At 52.4% G+C, this 15244-nt stretch carries 22 protein-coding genes; 15 read left to right on the top strand and 7 right to left on the bottom strand.

The features are described 5' to 3' along the window. Nucleotides 1–74: 74 nt before the first annotated feature. Nucleotides 75–323 (bottom strand): biofilm development regulator YmgB/AriR family protein, encoded by a 249-nt coding sequence (locus NG42_RS11805; RefSeq protein ID WP_052899739.1) that lies wholly within the window; start codon nt 321–323, stop codon nt 75–77. Between the two features lie 192 nt (nt 324–515). Then, nucleotides 516–1187: a MarC family NAAT transporter gene (locus tag NG42_RS11800; protein WP_052899570.1), complete on the bottom strand. Its 672-nt coding sequence runs from the start codon at nt 1185–1187 to the stop codon at nt 516–518. Between the two features lie 342 nt (nt 1188–1529). Here NG42_RS11800 and cspE point away from each other — a divergent pair, with 342 nt between their 5' ends. From cspE to NG42_RS11775, 6 genes are all read left to right on the top strand, one after another. Further along, nucleotides 1530–1742 (top strand): transcription antiterminator/RNA stability regulator CspE, encoded by a 213-nt coding sequence (cspE, locus tag NG42_RS11795; RefSeq protein WP_052899568.1) that lies wholly within the window; start codon nt 1530–1532, stop codon nt 1740–1742. 274 nt (nt 1743–2016) lie between these two features. Next, nucleotides 2017–2178, top strand: coding sequence for a hypothetical protein (locus tag NG42_RS23025; protein ID WP_173581486.1), 162 nt, complete (start codon nt 2017–2019; stop codon nt 2176–2178). Between the two features lie 259 nt (nt 2179–2437). Beyond that, nucleotides 2438–2698, top strand: a complete 261-nt coding sequence (gene iraP / locus NG42_RS11790; protein ID WP_052899566.1) for an anti-adapter protein IraP — start codon at nt 2438–2440, stop codon at nt 2696–2698. 187 nt (nt 2699–2885) lie between these two features. Then, entirely contained in the window at nt 2886–3188 is a 303-nt protein-coding gene (locus NG42_RS11785) for a PsiF family protein (RefSeq protein WP_052899564.1), read from the top strand. 102 nt (nt 3189–3290) lie between these two features. Further along, nucleotides 3291–4355, top strand: a complete 1065-nt coding sequence (gene adrA / locus NG42_RS11780) for a diguanylate cyclase AdrA (protein WP_052899562.1) — start codon at nt 3291–3293, stop codon at nt 4353–4355. Nucleotides 4356–4551: 196 nt separating this feature from the next. Continuing rightward, the gene (locus tag NG42_RS11775) at nt 4552–6075 is read left to right on the top strand and encodes an FAD-dependent oxidoreductase (protein ID WP_052899560.1); all 1524 of its coding nucleotides are present in this window, start codon (nt 4552–4554) and stop codon (nt 6073–6075) included. 33 nt (nt 6076–6108) lie between these two features. Here the strand turns inward: NG42_RS11775 and proC are convergent, their stop codons facing one another. Continuing rightward, nucleotides 6109–6924, bottom strand: coding sequence for a pyrroline-5-carboxylate reductase (gene proC, locus NG42_RS11770; RefSeq protein WP_052899558.1), 816 nt, complete (start codon nt 6922–6924; stop codon nt 6109–6111). Nucleotides 6925–7033: 109 nt separating this feature from the next. Between proC and NG42_RS11765 the strand changes: the two genes are divergently transcribed. The 7 genes from NG42_RS11765 to ppnP all read left to right on the top strand — a co-directional run bounded on the left by NG42_RS11765 (nt 7034) and on the right by ppnP (nt 10984). Beyond that, entirely contained in the window at nt 7034–7543 is a 510-nt protein-coding gene (locus NG42_RS11765) for a hypothetical protein (RefSeq protein WP_052899556.1), read from the top strand. Between the two features lie 8 nt (nt 7544–7551). Further along, the gene (locus NG42_RS11760; protein WP_052899554.1) at nt 7552–7995 is read left to right on the top strand and encodes a DUF421 domain-containing protein; all 444 of its coding nucleotides are present in this window, start codon (nt 7552–7554) and stop codon (nt 7993–7995) included. 11 nt (nt 7996–8006) lie between these two features. Beyond that, nucleotides 8007–8450 (top strand): YaiI/YqxD family protein, encoded by a 444-nt coding sequence (locus tag NG42_RS11755; protein WP_052899552.1) that lies wholly within the window; start codon nt 8007–8009, stop codon nt 8448–8450. 283 nt (nt 8451–8733) lie between these two features. Beyond that, a complete protein-coding gene (gene aroL, locus NG42_RS11750) occupies nt 8734–9258 on the top strand; it encodes a shikimate kinase AroL (protein ID WP_052899738.1) in 525 nt (174 codons plus the stop codon). 162 nt (nt 9259–9420) lie between these two features. Beyond that, the gene (locus NG42_RS11745) at nt 9421–9612 is read left to right on the top strand and encodes a YaiA family protein (RefSeq protein WP_052899550.1); all 192 of its coding nucleotides are present in this window, start codon (nt 9421–9423) and stop codon (nt 9610–9612) included. A 314-nt stretch (nt 9613–9926) separates the two neighbouring features. Next, nucleotides 9927–10604: an AroM family protein gene (locus tag NG42_RS11740; RefSeq protein WP_052899548.1), complete on the top strand. Its 678-nt coding sequence runs from the start codon at nt 9927–9929 to the stop codon at nt 10602–10604. A 95-nt stretch (nt 10605–10699) separates the two neighbouring features. Next, nucleotides 10700–10984, top strand: coding sequence for a pyrimidine/purine nucleoside phosphorylase (gene ppnP, locus NG42_RS11735; protein ID WP_052899546.1), 285 nt, complete (start codon nt 10700–10702; stop codon nt 10982–10984). 29 nt (nt 10985–11013) lie between these two features. Here ppnP and NG42_RS11730 read toward each other — a convergent pair whose 3' ends face one another. After that, nucleotides 11014–11538, bottom strand: coding sequence for a MarR family winged helix-turn-helix transcriptional regulator (locus tag NG42_RS11730; RefSeq protein ID WP_052899545.1), 525 nt, complete (start codon nt 11536–11538; stop codon nt 11014–11016). Nucleotides 11539–11611: 73 nt separating this feature from the next. On the opposite strand from NG42_RS11730, the gene NG42_RS11725 reads away from it, so the two are divergent. Beyond that, the gene (locus NG42_RS11725) at nt 11612–12484 is read left to right on the top strand and encodes an EamA family transporter (RefSeq protein ID WP_052899544.1); all 873 of its coding nucleotides are present in this window, start codon (nt 11612–11614) and stop codon (nt 12482–12484) included. A 31-nt stretch (nt 12485–12515) separates the two neighbouring features. Here the strand turns inward: NG42_RS11725 and rdgC are convergent, their stop codons facing one another. After that, the gene (rdgC, locus tag NG42_RS11720) at nt 12516–13427 is read right to left on the bottom strand and encodes a recombination-associated protein RdgC (protein ID WP_052899543.1); all 912 of its coding nucleotides are present in this window, start codon (nt 13425–13427) and stop codon (nt 12516–12518) included. Nucleotides 13428–13573: 146 nt separating this feature from the next. Here rdgC and mak point away from each other — a divergent pair, with 146 nt between their 5' ends. Continuing rightward, entirely contained in the window at nt 13574–14479 is a 906-nt protein-coding gene (gene mak / locus NG42_RS11715; RefSeq protein ID WP_052899542.1) for a fructokinase, read from the top strand. Between the two features lie 62 nt (nt 14480–14541). Here the strand turns inward: mak and NG42_RS11710 are convergent, their stop codons facing one another. Beyond that, the gene (locus tag NG42_RS11710) at nt 14542–14928 is read right to left on the bottom strand and encodes a cell envelope integrity TolA C-terminal domain-containing protein (protein WP_082203878.1); all 387 of its coding nucleotides are present in this window, start codon (nt 14926–14928) and stop codon (nt 14542–14544) included. 75 nt (nt 14929–15003) lie between these two features. Continuing rightward, nucleotides 15004–15244: hypothetical protein (locus NG42_RS23520; protein ID WP_052899541.1), on the bottom strand; the 241-nt coding region annotated here is incomplete at its 5' end.

The following is a 15244-nucleotide window of genomic DNA, read 5'->3' as shown; positions in this document are numbered from 1 at the left end:
AATGAGATTAACTATTTACTCGCCAGCTGATTCGATTGTTGTTTCGCCAGTTGCTGTAAACGCGCGGTTAACGATTATTCCGCTTGTTCATTCATCAGTTGCGCCAACACATTACGATAGCCCTGCAGCATTGCCTCATCCACTTCGCATTCCAGTCGACCGATTACGCTGGCAATAATTATCTTGCTGGTCGCGGGCTTACCGGCCTGCATCAGTTCGGTCATGATGGCCGCCAGTAATTCCGCTTCTCGCGGCGCATGCCAGGCGGGGCTGTTAAAGTATTCGGTAATCTCACGGCCTGCGCCGGATGAAACAGTTCGCATGATAAACCTCCGAAACAGCGGCATCATTCACCCATCGGTTGCCCGATGTGGTCACAGAGAAAGCGTGTGGGTGCAATCCGGGCCACCAGAACAGTTGACCCGCCACTTGTCAGAAGCTAAACAGGTGGGGATTTTTTAACCATAGCTGGCGGCTGAATAAATGTCAGCCGCCGGCTGAAATATTTTTTCACATTAAGGGTGCGAGTAAGTGGTGATAACTTCTAATACGCCATTAATAATAAATTGCACCCCCATGCAGACCAGCAGGAAGCCCATCAGACGCGAAATGGCTTCAATGCCGCCTTTCCCCACCGCGCGCATAATCGCCCCGGAACTGCGCAGACAGAGCCATAAAATCACACTGACTGTCAGAAAGGTGAGCACCGGTGCCACCATCACCACCCACGGCGAGAAATCAGTGCCGTTACGGATGGTTGAAGCGGAGCTGATAATCATCGCGATGGTGCCGGGACCGGCGGTGCTGGGCATTGCCAGCGGCACAAAGGCAATATTGACTGCTTTGCGTTCGCTCAGTTCATCCTGTTTATGCGTGGCTTCTACCGACTGTCCGGCCGGTTTCTGCGGGAAAAGCATGCGAAAACCGATAAACGCTACAATCAGACCGCCAGCGATACGTAAGCCAGGAATCGAGATACCAAAGGTGTTCATCACCACGTTTCCGGCATAGTAAGCCACGGTCATAATGATAAAGACATAAATCGACGCATCACGCGATTGCTTGTTGCGCTCGCTAAAATTCATGTCACCGGCAAGGCCTAAAAACAGAGCGACTGTGGTTAACGGGTTGGCCAGCGGCAGAATCACCACTAAGCCGAGGCCAATCGCCTGAAACAGTTCCAGCATGCTGACATCCTTATAAAAAGTGCGGTTCCGCCGCCTGAAAAAGAGACGGTGTCCGCGGCATTATTATCACTGCACAGCTGAAAATCCAGCCTGAGCAGGGATTTAAGCTGCGATTACGCCGCCGCAGTAAAATAAACCTTGCATATAATTCTCTCGTATGAGTAAATGCATCGTCGGTTTGTAAAGCAGAGCCGAATATGCGAGCAGTTTTAGTAAAGCAGTCTTCAGTTCAAGCGTTATCTTAGATATCTCTTCTTCCTGACTCCTTCCTGAGTGCCTCATAAATTCTGTGGACAAACCATTTCGCCCTATGTGGCTTGTAATTGAATGAAGGATAGACAAATGTCTAACAAAATGACTGGTTTAGTAAAATGGTTCAACGCTGAGAAAGGTTTCGGTTTTATTTCTCCAACCGACGGCAGCAAAGACGTTTTCGTACACTTCTCTGCGATCCAGAACAACGGCTTTAAGACCCTCGAAGAAGGTCAGAAAGTTGAGTTCTCTATCGAGAATGGCCAGAAAGGCCCAGCAGCTGCTAACGTAACTGCTATCTAAGCGACTTTCTCGCGACGGAATGTTAAGGCTTAGCCTGAACCCTCGGTCACGAAACGCTAACAAAAACCCGCCTTGTGCGGGTTTTTGTGTTTCTGGCTTACGAGTAATCGTGGCGGTCACGCAGCTCAACCCAGCCTTGCAGCAGTATTCCGACAGGAAATTGTTAAGCGTCGTTACCCGAGATTAATAACCGCCTGATGCAGATTATTCCGCATTGTGGTAGGTGACCGCGCCGCATACACTCAGCCGAAATTGTCACACTGAGGTTCGGTTTATGAGTCGTGTTATTAAAGCAGTAACCATTGCTATGCTGGTCAGCGCGTTGAGCGGGTGTCTGTTCCCGCCTCCCGGTGGTGGCGGCGGCGGTGGTTGGGGTGGCGGTGGCCACGGTCATGGCGGCGGCCCGCGCGGTGGTTTTAGCGGTGGCCCACGTTAAGCCAGAAAATTCCCCTTTCTGCTAAGGAAAGGGGATACTGTTATGTTGACCATTCAATCAAAAATAACCATTAAGCGAGAAGTTGTGCCAGGGTTTTATTCGTCATAATTCATTCCCTCATTATCGTAATCGTAATCGAAACGTTTCTCTCTCTTCATTGACTATTACTATGGCTAAGTGGTGAAAAACCAACTAAAAACTGCTACCAATTTATTTATCTCAATGTTAACGTTCTGCTTTAACTCCCTGAGACGTTAGCATGAAAAATCTCATTGCTGAATTATTGATAAAGCTCGCTGCAAAAGAAGAAGAATCTAAAGAATTAACGGCACAGGTTGAAGCGCTGGAAATTGTGGTGACGGCAATGTTGCGCAAAATGGAGGAGTCCCAGCGGCAGGAGCTTAATGCCGGCATCAAAGTTGCGATGCATAATGCGGCACAGGATGCAGAAAGCAATCCTGAAGACGCGGCATTATTAGAGGGATTTATTCAACGATTGTTAACCCACCCTCGCTATTAAACCTGATAAAATTCGGTGTAAACGTTTACCCTCCAGCAAAATTCCCGATCGTTGTTGCCTGATTGTCAGCCAGTGATAAATTTACCTTAATGTTAACTCGCTGAATTCCAGACTCCTGCCAGACTGTGTATTAATGCTTTCAGGCATTTTTACCCGTCAGTTATTTAAATAACAAAAAGGATCGGATATGAAAGTTCAGGTAATGATGTTAACCATGGCCTGCCTTATGGCGTCAGGTTATGTGGGTGCAGCAGAGAAAACGCCGCAGCAGCAAAAAATGACGTTGTGTAATCAGCATGCCAGCAGTCAGGCGTTAAAGGGTGATGCCCGTAAATCTTTTATGAGCGAATGCCTGAGTAAAGACAGTAAGATAAGCGGGATGACGCCGCAGCAAATCAGGATGAAAAGCTGTAATGCACAGGCTGGCGAAAAGGCTTTGAAGGGCGATGAGCGAAAAATCTTTATGAGCGGTTGCCTGAAGAAAAGCTAAAATAAAAACGTGGGCCTGAAGGTCCACGCTTTTATCGGTTTCACAGGGTACGGGAGCCTGAGAATATCATCCTGGACTGCCGGTCTGATTGACGAGGTGGCGATGACCTTACCCGTTGCAACTTTATTAAAAGTTGACGCGCGACGTTCGGGACTGCGTTTTGCACGGCGTGTCTATTTACCCCGCATCGTCGGGATGGGTTTCAGTTTTATTTTTGTTGTCTGGTCGCTGGCGGATACCCCTTCCAACTGGCTGATCGGCCTGTTGTTTATCAACGGTTTTATCTGGCCACACCTGGCTTACTGGTCAGCCATTAATACCAAAGACCCGATGCGCAGTGAGCAGCGAAATTTGCTGCTGGACGCCGTATTTGGCGGTGTCTGGATTGCGTTAATGGGGCTGAATGCACTGCCCTCAACCTTACTTGCCGCCATGATGGGCATGAATAATATTGCAGCCAATGGCACGAAATTTTTCTTTCGCGGTTTAATGCTGCAACTTGCGGCAATCGCGCTGACAGTGCTGCTGCTGCAACCCACGATTAATTTTGCCACTTCGCCGCAGCAGGTTTATTTCTGCCTGCCGATGTTGTTTTTTTATCCCATTTTTCTCGGTCAGGTGATTTATCGGACGGCGATAAAACTGGCGCAGCACAAACATAAGCTGATAGAGATCAGCACCCACGATGGTATGACCGGCGTTTATAATCGCCGTCACTGGGAACATTTACTGCATAATGAATATGATAACTGTCAGCGTTATCAACATATTGCCACGCTGTTGCTGATTGATCTCGATCATTTTAAAACCATTAATGATACCTGGGGACACGACCTTGGTGATCAAGCACTACTGCGGGTAACGGAAGAGTTACGCCTCAGGCTGCGCACCAGCGATATTATCGGGCGCTTTGGCGGCGATGAGTTTGCCGTGATTATGCCCGGCACCTCTTCTGACAAAGCGATTCAGGCCATTAGTCGGGTTCGGGATAATCTGCATCTGCCTGGAAAGGGGCAGGCACCGACAATCACCATCCATATCAGCGTCGGCGTTGCCGAATTCTCTCCGAAAATGAACAACTACCGTGACTGGTTAAAGGCGGCGGATGTGGCACTGTATCGGGCGAAAAATGCCGGGCGCAGCCGCACAGAAGTAGCCAAATCGTAGTCAGTTTCGCCAGTTAATATTGCTTTAAACTTTTAAATCCATTCTGAACAATTAGTTAGGCCGAGATTTTCCTTTGCGCATTGTCATCCTCGCTCAGCCTGCCAGGCTTAATAATATTCATATTAATTGTGTGGATAAGTGACTGGCAGGTATTGCCGTTGCCTGTAGCCAATAAAAAAAGCCAAGGAGCCATGTCGTGAGTTATCAGAATGTATTGGTACTGCAAGACCTTCCTGAGATGAAACCGGTGAAAGCACCGGTGGGTGAAACCGATGTGGTGTTGATTCGTCGCGGTGAATCAGTGCGGGCGTATCAGGCGACATGCCCGCACGCCGGTGCACCGCTGGAACAAGGGGCAATTTGCGACGGTAAGCTGATTTGTCCGTGGCACAAGGCAGTGTTTAATCTTGATGATGGCACGTTGTCTGAACCGCTGGCGTTGAGTCATCTGCAGCAGTATCCGCTGCGTATTGAAAATGGCATGGTGCAGGTTAATCCGGCGCCATTACCGGAACGGCAACCTCTTCCAGAGGGCAATGACTCTGCGATTTTTGTCATTCTCGGTAGCGGGGCGGCAGGCAGTGCCGCAGCCTGGACGCTACGTGATGAAGGCTTTAGTGGCAAGCTGATTCTGGTCGAACGTGAGCGCGAAGCGCCCTACGATCGCACCGCGCTCAGCAAGTTTGTGCCAGCCGGTAAGATGAAAATCAGTGAAGTACCAGCGCCAGTCGATGACGAATTTTTGCAGCAGGTCGAACGCTACTATGGCGATGTTGAGCGGCTCGACAGTCGCGCGCAATGCCTGCACTTTGCCGATGGTGCAACACTGCATTTCGATAAACTGCTGATTGCCACTGGCGGTATACCGCAACGGCCAGATATTCCCGGAAAGGCACTGTCAGGCGTGCATCTGTTGCGCAGTATCGACCAGGCCGACAGCTTGCTAAAAGAAGTGGATGACAAACAAAAGCTGGTGATTATCGGCAACAGTTTTATTGGCATGGAGCTGGCATCGGCGCTGCGGGCGCGTGATATCGAGGTGCAGGTGATCGCCCGTGATGCGCTGCCGTTTAACAAGCAGTTTGGTTCGCAGATCGCCAGCCATTTCCTTCAGTTGCATCAAAAGCAGGGCGTGCGTTTTATTGAAGGTGAAGTGGCTTCATTACAGGGCGAGCGTCAGGTTTCCGGGGTGGAACTGAAAAGCGGTGAAGTGGTGCCTGCGGATGTGGTGCTGTTGGCTACTGGCGTCGCGCCCGCCACCGGGGTTATCCACGATATCGAATTGCTGGATGATGGCAGTCTGCCCACCAATCAACAGTTACAGCTGAGTAATACTATCTGGGCGGTGGGTGATATTGCCAGTTATCCGGCCGGGAAGGGGCGTCAGCGTATTGAGCATTATCGGGTGGCACAGCAGCAAGGGCGGGTTGCGGCGCAAAATATGCTGGGTGCAGCACAGACTTTTGATCGGGTACCCTTCTTCTGGACGGCACATTTCGGCACCCGTTATGAGTATCTGGGGCATGCCAGTGAATGGGATCAGATCGAGTTGATCGGATCGTTAGAGGATCAGGAGTTTATCGGTTTCTATGGTCAACAGGGGAAACTGGCGGCGGTGGTGTCTTGTGGTATGTACACGCTGACCGCCGAGCTGGTGATGCGCATGCAGCAACCGATGACGTTACAACAGGCCATTTCGCTGGCGAAACAGCGGCAGTAACATTTACGGGTCGGGCTTGCCCGACCCGGCAACTCAGGATTTCTGACTCAATGCTTCGGATTTCGCCATACACTGGCGCATCGCTTCCATCACTGCCGCACGAAAACCTTTCTCTTCCAGCACTTTTACTGCTTCGATGGTGGTGCCGCCAGGTGAGCAAACCATATCTTTCAGTTCACCGGGATGCTTGCCGGTTTCCAGCACCATCTGAGCTGAGCCCTTTACCGCCTGAGCAGCAAACTGATAAGCCTGCGCGCGCGGCATACCACCGAGCACGGCGGCGTCGGCCATCGCTTCGATAAACATAAACACATAGGCCGGTGCTGAACCGCTGACGCCAACTACCGAGTGGATCAGATATTCAGGAACCACCGCCGCCTTACCAAAACTGTTGAAAATCTCCACCACTTCATCTGTCTCTTGCTGAGAGACCAGCGCATTTGGCGTCACCGACGTCATTCCTTCATTAACCAGTGCCGGTGTGTTTGGCATCACGCGTACAATTTTGCGGTCGTGACCCAGCGCCGTCGCCAGCGCATCCAGCGTCACACCGGCGGCAATTGATACCACCAGCGTCTCTTTATTCAGATTACCGGCCAAATCCTTCAGCACTTTCAGAATTACATTGGGTTTTACGGCACCAAATAAAATGTCGGCCTGTTTTGCCACCTCTTCCGCGCTCCCGGCGGGGGTGATGCCGTACTGCTGCTGCATCGCCTGATTGGTTTCGGCTTTGCGATCGAAGACCCAGATGTTCTCCGGTTGAATCTGTCCACCGGCCACCAGACCGCCAATAATGGCTTTAGACATGTTGCCGCAGCCGATAAAACCTATCTTTTTATCCAACATCTGTTCCTCAGTACATTATGTTTACACCGTCAACTAGCTTACGACATTCTCCACCTTAATCCAGCTTCAGCTACGCTTAAAGCAACTCTGACCGCGCAAGATAATCATCATGCAAAAATCCGAAAATGAGAGCCGAAGCTATCCGGTGCAGGAGAATATGCGCTGGCAGCGTATTGAGTGGCGTTTTCAGTATGTCGGTTATGTGGTGTTGTTTAGCCTGGTGATCTTGGGCACGTTCGGGCTGTTTTCGAAGGGTTTTCTCAGCGAACGTCAGATGACTTCTGCCGACGGCAATTTGCGCGTCGAGTATGAGCGTTTTGGCTTACGCGACAGCAATATGAATCTGACGCTGCGAATGGACAAGCTGCGCGGCCCGCACTTCACCCTGAGCATCAGCGGTGAAGAGATGGATAATTTTCAGATTCAGAGTTTACAACCGCAGCCGCTGAGCGCCCGCAGCGAGAATAATCAGCTCATCCTGACTTATGCCGTTAATCGGCAGCAGGCAGCAGCCACGGTATGGCTGGCTGTCCAGCCGAAAACATACGGCCGTTATCCGGTCACCGTCACCCTGAATAACAGCAGTGACGTGCATTTTACCCAGTGGGTTTATCCTTAGGAGCGCATATGGAAACGGTACTGCGTGCGGCCAGTATGTATCTGGTGCTGATGGTGGTATTGAAAATTGCGGGTCGGCGAACGCTGCTGGAAATGACCTCGTTTGACCTGATTCTGCTGCTGATTATCAGTGAGGCCACGCAGCAGGCGCTACTGGGGGATGATTTTTCGGTGACGGGGGCTTCGCTGACCATTATCACCCTGATTGTGATTGATATTCTGTTTGGCATGCTGAAGGCGCACTTTCCACGGCTGGAATTATTGATTGATGGCGGATCGTTGATTCTGGTGGAGAACGGTAAGCTGCTGCCGATGCGCGCGCGCAAAGCCGGAATCAGTGAAGAAGATATTCTGTTATCGGCACGCAGTACGCAGGGACTGGAGCGCCTGGATCAGATAAAATTTGCCATTCTGGAAAAGAACGGCAAGATCTCTATCGTTCCCCAATCCTGACAGGAAATGTTATGCCAATCTGGGTGGATGCCGATGCGTGTCCAAAAGTGATTAAAGAAGTACTGTACCGCGCTGCCGAGCGTGCGCAGATTGAGATTACCTTTGTGGCTAATCAGCCGCTGACGGTGCCGCCATCACGTTTTTTAAAAACGTTACGCGTGCCCGCCGGTTTTGATGTGGCGGACAATGAAATTGTCCGGCGTTCGGAGAAGGGCGATCTGGTGATAACCGCCGATATTCCCCTGGCGGCGGAAGTGATGGAGAAAGGGGCGGTGGCGCTGAATCCGCGCGGCGAGCGCTACAGTAACGCCACCATACGTGAACGTCTGACGATGCGTGATTTTATGGATACCATGCGCTCCAGCGGGATTCAGACCGGCGGACCGAGCGCCTTAAGCCAGAAAGATCGGCAGCAGTTTGCCAATGAACTGGATAAATGGCTGCTGAAAGGCTGACCCAATAATCTTCAGGGCGGCGTAAAAGTCAGCACCCCGCATGCGGTCAGGGAGCTAAAACGGCTCCCCGACGGATGACAGAATCTCATGCACAAAACGTGCATCAGATTTCAGGGAAAAATCAATAAGTTAATAAAACCTCATGCGCTGACAGCTGTAAATCTGTGGTTACATCTGGCTCAGGGAAAAAATTGTCGGTATGATGCGACGCAAACTTGACCTGTTTTTAAGCAACACTGATGGCTCTCGTCGTCCCGGTGATGCGTCTGAGGATTTGCGTTTTATGTCGTTACCCATCTATTTGATCGGCGCCCGCGGATGCGGAAAAACTACCGTTGGAATGGCACTTTCACAGGCGCTGGGTTACGCGTTTAGTGATACCGATCACTTTCTTCAGCAGAGCACGCAGCGGACGGTTGCTGATATTGTTGCGACGGAAGGATGGGATGGATTTCGCCAGCGTGAAACGCAATCGCTGATGGCGGTGACCGCGTCCTCTACGGTGATTGCCACCGGTGGCGGTATGGTGCTGGCAGAAGGGAATTGCGACTTTATGCGTGAGCATGGCACAGTGATCTACCTCAATGCCGAGGCGAAGGTGCTGGCTGCCCGACTGGAAGCGTACCCTGAACAGGAGCAGCGTCCAACCTTAACCGGCCGCCCGATTGCTGACGAAATGGTGGAAGTGCTGTCACAGCGCGACCGGCTCTATCATCAGGCCGCACACCATGTTATCAATGCGATGCAAACCCCGGAGCAAGTTGTCCGCCAACTGCTGCAAACCTTATCGCTGGCACGCGCCAGTTAAGCGGTTTCCCGCAGGCGACGTCCTCGCCGCCTGCTTTTAACCCTCGCCTGAAAAATCCCTGAGATTGTCTATACTTATGCTTCGGGCAGTAAAATGTCCGCGACGGGAATCATTCCCATGGCTTAGCGGACAGTATTCATCGACAACAAGAGGGAAGACTTTATGGCGACAAGACCTCCATATCCACGTGAAGCGCGAATTGAAGCGGTAGAGAAAGGTGCGCCCGGTAAAACCGTCACCTGGTATCAGCTGCGCGCCGATCACCCTCATGCCAATACCTTGATCAGCGAACATGAAACTGAACAGGAAGCGCTGGACGCCAGAGAACGCTACGAAGACCAGGAAAAAGAGTAGTTCCAGCGGCAAGGATGCCGAGACTTTACCCCGCATTTCCCCCCACATTATCCCGACGCAGCTTCATGGCTGCCACTGCCTTTACCCGCCGGTTTACACTGCTTTTATTTGACAACCTGATTGAGATTGGAGTCTCACTCAGATGGACTATGATCTAACTGAAAGGCGAGATTAAGGGTTTTGCCGCATTAATTATTACAAGGTCAGGCAAAAGAGGTTGGACGTCAGTCTTACCGGTTTTATCATGGCGGATTACACAAAAAAATCTGGCGCGATAAAGCAGTCAGAAGCATTTTTCACCCGGACAGCTTTTTATGAAACAGACACTGGTTACGCTGACAATCAGCCATATGCCACGCAGCGATTTTTTTCCTCTGCTACTCGAATACTTACCGGAGCAGCAGATTGCCAGTGTCGCCCTGTTAGACGGCCTGACGATAAATGAGATAAATCAGCAGTTTGCGCCGGAACCTGGCGATAAAACTTTACCGATTAATTTGCAGGATGGCACCTCGCTGACACTTTCGGCGGCAAAAGTCGAAGCCGGGCTGCAAAAGTGTTTGCTGACGCTGGAAGATCAGGGGTATGACACCATTATATTGTGCTGCCCAGGCAAGTTTGCTTCGCTTTACACCAGCAGCGCGGTGCTGCTGGAGCCGGATCGTATTATTCCACCGCTGGTGGAAGCCATTGTCGCCGGACATCAGGTGGGGATTGTGGTACCGGTATTTGAGCAAATCAAAGAACAGGCGGGGAAATGGAAAAACCTCAGCAAGCAGCCCTGTTTCGCCGTCGCCAGCCCGTGGCAGCCTGATGATGAAACCCTGATAGATGCGGCGCTGTCATTACAGGAGCAGGGGGCCGATGTGCTGCTGCTGGACAGCATCGGTTATCACCAGCGTCATCGTGATTTCCTGCAAAAACTGCTGGGCATTCCGGTGCTGCTGTCGAATACGCTGGTGGCAAAACTGGCAGCGGAACTCTTGATCTAGCGCGTCAGTTGGCCGTAAGTGAATTTTGCGTGACAGAGCCTGAATCAAAGCTCTACACTGATTTTCCACCCATTTATAGGTTTCGAGGAAGTAGTATGCTCAATGTTAGCGAGTACTTTGACGGAAAAGTGAAATCCATTGGTTTCAGCAGTGCCAGCACCGGACGCGCCAGCGTTGGCGTGATGGCCGAAGGTGAATACAATTTTGGCACTGCCCAGGCAGAAGAGATGACAGTGGTCAGTGGTTCACTGAAGGTACTGTTGCCGGGGGAAACCGAGTGGAAACTGTATCAGGCGGGTGAGATTTTCAATGTACCGGCGCACAGCGAGTTTCATCTGCAGGTTGCAGAGCCGACCTCGTATCTGTGTCGTTATCTGTAAAACGACTGGCCGGGGAATCCCGGCCTTTCTCAGCGATTCTGCTGCTTCCCGCCACTCTCTTCCAGCGATAACATCAGCATCGACAGTGCATTATCCAGCTCTTGTAGCGTTTTCTCCGGGATCGCCGCGAGGATCTGCCTTTCGTTTTCCACATGCACCTCCACTACTTGATCGATCAACGCTAAACCTTTCTCACTGAGTTGCACCAGCATACTGCGCGCATCATCAGGGTTGGGCAGCCGCACAATCAGTTCGCTGGCTTCCAGCAGTTTCAGCCGATGAGTCATGGTACCGGACGTGATCATCAGTGCGGAAAACAGCGCGGTCGGGGACAGGCAAAACGGCGCGCCGGAGCGACGTAAGGTTGCCAGCATATCGAACTGCCAGCGTGCCAGTCCAAACGGCGTAAAAGCCGCTTCAATGCGCGGCTCCAGCAGCAGGGTACAGCGCTTGAGTCGGCCAATCGGCCCCATCGGGCTGGCATCTAAATCCGGTCGTTCACGACGCCATTGCTCAAGAATAACGTCAACCGCATCCGGTGGTCGTGTGGACATCTGTGCTCCATTGTCTTGACGTCAAGATAAAATCGCAACACACTCAGTTTTTATCTTGATGTCGAGGTAGTTTGTGAAAAGTTTAGCAGATTCTTCATTAAAGGATATCGCGCTGACCGCGCTGGCTCCAGTTATCTGGGGTTCCACCTATATTGTGACCTCGCAATTTTTACCGCCGGACCGACCGTTTACCGCCGCGCTGATTCGCACGTTACCGGCGGGATTGCTGCTGGTGTTATGGATGAGAAAAATGCCAGCCATGCAGTACTGCTGGCGCTTGCTGCTGCTGGCGGCACTGAATATCGGTTTTTTTCAGGCGCTGTTGTTTGTCGCGGCTTATCGTTTACCTGGTGGGATGGCCGCGGTAGTCGGTGCGATTCAGCCGTTAATGGTGATGTTTCTTGCCTGGGCGGTGGATAAATGTCAGCCGGTCGCGGTGGCGGTATGGGCCAGCGTCGCCGGAATTGTCGGGATGGCGGTGCTGCTGTTGTCGCCTAACAGCGTCTGGAATCTGCCCGGCATTGTGGCGGCGCTGCTCGGTGCGGGCTGTATGGCGGGAGGGGCCTGGCTGACGCGGCGCTGGAGTATTCCGTTGCCGGTGATAGCCTTAACCGGCTGGCAACTGCTGCTGGGCGGCCTGATGCTGGTGCCTGTCGCCTGGTTTGCTGATGCGCCACTGCCACATTTATCCCGGATTCAGTGGCTGGCTTATGCTTATTTATCGCTGGCGGGCGCTCTGCTGGCCTATAGCCTGTGGTTTCGCGGCATTGGACGTCTGTCGCCGGTGGCGGTGACATCGCTGGGGTTACTTAGTCCGTTGACGGCGGTGATCCTCGGTTGGGTGTTTCTTGGGCAGCAGATGACCGGACTGTCGATGGTGGGTCTGGTGATGGTGTTAGGCAGTGTGGTGTGGGTGCAGATAAGTTCGCGGCGGGTTAAGTCGTAAGAAGGGGGAACCGGGCGGTTCCCCCTGGCTGTTAGCGCTGCGCTTCGCCGCCCAGTGCTTCAACCATATTGCTGACCAGTGCTGCAAGTTCGCTGGTCATCAGAATAAAGTCGGCATCGAAACGCAGGGCAAAATCTTCCCGGTCGATATCGTCGTTCTGCTCGCGCAGGGTATCGGAGAACTTCAGGCGTTTCAGTGAACCGTCATCCGACAGCACCAGCTGGATGCGCTCCTGCCAGTCCAGCGCCAGTTTCGTCACCAGCTTGCCGGCTTCGATATGGTTGGCGATTTCGTCACACACCAGGTCCTGCTTCTTACAACGGATCACGCCGCCATCTTCCAGAATCGCTTTCAGCTCGGCTTCATCCATCAGTGCAAAACCGGCTGGCAGATCGCCGGAACGCACCCACTCGGTCAGCGTCAGCTCAATCGGGCTTTCCAGCGTCAGCGGCACTACCGGCAGCGAACCGAGGCTTTTACGCAGTAGCGCCAGTGTATCTTCCGCTTTTTTGGCGCTGGCACAGTCAACCATAATCAGGTTGTTTACCGTATCGATCCACAAGAAAGTCTGGCTGAAACGGCTGAAGGCGCGCGGCAGCAGGCTGTGCAACACTTCATCTTTCAGCGAGTCTTTCTCGGTTTTTTTCAGCTTACGCTGTTGCTCCGCTTCCAGCTTGTCAATCTTCGCTTCCAGCGCCTGTTTGATCACCGGCGAGGGCAGGATTTTCTCTTCTTTGCGCGCGCAAATCAGGATTTGACCGTTATTCACGTGGGTCAGCGCATCGCTGCGTGAGCCCATCGGCGAAACCCAACCGGTTTTGGCCATATCCTGGCTGCCGCACGGGCTAAAAGAAAACGCATCGAGTTGTTTTTCCATATCGTCAACGGACAACGGAATGTCACGATTCAGACGATAAACCATCAAATTTTTAAACCACAACATGGTGTGTTCCCTGGCTGGAGCGCGATCGGACGCGCATGTTTCAAAGTCAGCGGGCATGATAACGAAACATCGTCACGGTTTCATTGCCTTTCCTGCGCCAGCCTTTTAATGTAACTAGCATTGCGTCGAATAATGAGGAATAACAAGTGCGTATCGGTATCGATTTAGGCGGCACTAAAATTGAAGTGATTGCATTATCTGACCAGGGTGAAGAGCTGTTTCGCCATCGTGTTGCCACCCCGCGCGATGACTATCAACAAACGCTGGAGGCGATTGCAACGCTGGTCGCACTGGCGGAAGAGAAAACCGGCCAGCAGGGCAGCGTGGGTATCGGCATCCCCGGCACGTTGTCGCCGTATACCGGCAAAGTGAAAAACGCCAACTCCACCTGGCTGAATGGTCAGCCGATGGATAAAGATCTTAGCGCGTTGCTGAAGCGCGAAGTGCGCATCGCCAACGATGCGAATTGCCTGGCAGTATCGGAAGCGATTGATGGTGCGGCCGCAGGCAAGTCCACGGTGTTCGCGGTGATCATCGGTACCGGCTGCGGCGCGGGTGTGGCGTTAAATGGTCAGGCGCATATCGGCGGTAATGGCAATGCCGGCGAGTGGGGGCATAATCCGCTGCCGTGGATGGATGAAGACGAGTTACGCTACCGGCAGGAAGTGACCTGTTACTGCGGCAAAGCGGGCTGTATCGAAACCTTTATTTCCGGCACTGGTTTTGCCACCGATTATCATCGGTTAAGTGGGCAGCAGCGGAAAGGGGCAGAAATTATCGATCTGCTGGCACAGCAGGATCCGCTGGCTGAACTGGCGATGAATCGCTATGAGCTGCGGCTGGCGAAATCTCTCGGCCAGGTGATCAATATCCTCGATCCGGATGTGATCGTGCTGGGTGGTGGCATGAGTAATGTCGAGCGCCTGTATCAGACGGTGCCGCTGCTGATGAAAAACTGGGTATTTGGTGGTGAGTGTGAAACGCCGGTTCTCAGAGCGCAACATGGTGATTCCAGCGGCGTGCGCGGCGCGGCCTGGCTGTGGCCGCTGTAGCATAATTGTTCGGTCTGGCACTCCCCTTCGCGATAAAGCGGCAGGGGAGTGCGGTTAATATTTTACCCTTTGGCTGGGCGGAAACTCAGTACCACCCCTTTGCTGTAGTTTGTTGGCGGCGGCGGAAGATCTTCCGCCGTGCCGATCACCTGCCAGGTTTTCAGACACAGCGCTTCATTGCCCTGAGTACGAATCACGTTATAGCGCTGATAAACGCTGCTGTATTCAATGGTCACATCACACTGCTGGCCGAGATAATGGTCATAGTCAAAGAAGTTAGCCGTGACCCTGGTGTACATCTCCCTGGTATAGATGCACATCGTTTTATCCGCCGGCTGCGCGTTCGCACAGGCTTCTGCTGCTGCCGGCGGCCGCTTGTCCGGCATCTGACAGGCGCTCAGTAACAACAGGCTAAGCGCCATTCCCATTCCTGCAACAACTCGTGACATCTGTTACCTCTGAATTGGCCGGTGATGCGGCAAAGGCGTCACAGTAACCATTTCTCTGATCCGACGAAAGGCCGATTAAACTGAAAATGTCGGCTCCAGTTTGCTGTAGCCAAGACCGTTCACCTTGCGCACTTTAATCTGCACCGGAATACGCTCTTTCATCGCTTCGACGTGACTGATCACGCCAATGGTTTTGCCGCTGGCGTTCAGCGCATCCAGCGCATCCAGCGCGGTATCGAGCGTTTCGGCGTCGAGCGTGCCAAAGCCTTCATCAAGGAACAGTGATTCGATGCGGGTCTTATGACTGACCAGATCG

This window comes from Winslowiella iniecta, assembly GCF_001267535.1.
In the GTDB taxonomy this organism is placed as follows: domain Bacteria; phylum Pseudomonadota; class Gammaproteobacteria; order Enterobacterales; family Enterobacteriaceae; genus Erwinia; species Erwinia iniecta.
This window is presented reverse-complemented; position numbering and strand designations above follow the sequence as displayed.